This window comes from Marivivens marinus (assembly GCF_035969385.1).
Taxonomy (GTDB): domain Bacteria; phylum Pseudomonadota; class Alphaproteobacteria; order Rhodobacterales; family Rhodobacteraceae; genus SELP01.
On record NZ_JAYKKJ010000019.1, the window covers coordinates 1 to 1227 of the forward strand.

General features: G+C 57.6%; 1 protein-coding gene. It reads left to right on the forward strand.

All coding sequences use genetic code 11. From position 1 onward, the window contains the following. The first annotated feature begins 66 nt into the window (after nucleotides 1-66). Nucleotides 67-1193, forward strand: a protein-coding gene (locus tag U3648_RS16300) for an IS3 family transposase (RefSeq protein WP_420860287.1) whose coding sequence is annotated in 2 segments (ribosomal slippage) — nucleotides 67-331 and nucleotides 331-1193 — 1128 coding nt in all. Because the reading frame shifts where the segments join, the coding sequence is not laid out codon by codon here. Nucleotides 1194-1227: the final 34 nt, after the last annotated feature.

Consider the following 1227-nt stretch of genomic DNA (forward strand, 5'->3'; position numbering starts at 1 on the left):
TGGAATAGCCCCCTGAAAGTGGTCCACCAACTGGGATAGTTTGTCCCGCAAATTGGAGGATCAGCGATGGCTGGGAAACGAGAGAAGGCCGAAGAGATTGTATCGAAGCTTCGGCAAGTTGAAGTTCTGCAAGGGCAAGGGATGACGATTGCTGAGGCGGTGCGCCAGATCGGCGTGACGCAACAGACGTTTTATCGATGGCGGAAATTGTATGGCGGGATGGGCCGGTCTCAGCTCAAGCGTCTGAAGGAGCTTGAGAAGGAGAACCAACGGCTGCGGCGGGCGGTGTCCGATCTGACATTGGACAAGCTCATCTTGACCGAAGCTGCGAGGGGAAACTTCTGAGCCCTTCGCGTCGTCGTAAGTGCATCGATCATGTGCGGCAGGAGTTGGGCGTGTCTGAGCGTCGTGCCTGCCGCGCCTTGGGTCAGCACCGTTCGACACAGAGAAAGGTTCCGCAAGGCCGGGCCGATGAAGAGCGGCTGACCGACGATATCATTGAACTGGCCGACAAGTATGGCCGTTATGGCTATCGTATGGTGGCGGGTTTGCTGAACAACGCTGGCTGGCACGTGAACCACAAGCGGGTCGAGCGTATCTGGCGACGCGAAGGGCTGAAGGTTCCGCAAAAGCAAAGAAAGAAGGGGCGGCTATGGCTGAACGACGGGTCTTGCGTTCGGCTCAGGCCGGAGCGGCCTAACCATGTCTGGTCCTATGACTTTGTGCAGGATCGCACCCATGATGGGCGTGCCTATCGGACGCTCAACATTATCGACGAATACACCAAGGAGGCGCTCATGATACGCGTCGATCGCAAGCTCAACTCGACCGATGTGCTGGACGCTTTGACGGACCTGTTCATCCTGCGCGGGCCACCAGAATACATCAGGTCCGACAACGGCCCGGAGTTCATCGCTCAGAAGGTGCGGGACTGGATCGCCGCGGTTGGAGCCAAGACTGCCTATATCGAACCGGGCTCACCCTGGGAAAACGGGTATTGTGAAAGCTTCAACGCTAGGTTCCGCGACGAACTGCTGAACGGTGAAATCTTCTACAGTCTGCGGGAGGCCCAAATCCTGATCGAGCAATGGCGCATTCACTACAACACCGTCAGGCCGCACAGCTCATTGGGCTATCGTCCACCTGCACCAGAAAGCATCGTTCCGATGGACCAGAGGCCCACGATGCACTAACAATCAAACCGGACCACCCGATGGGGGCACGCCA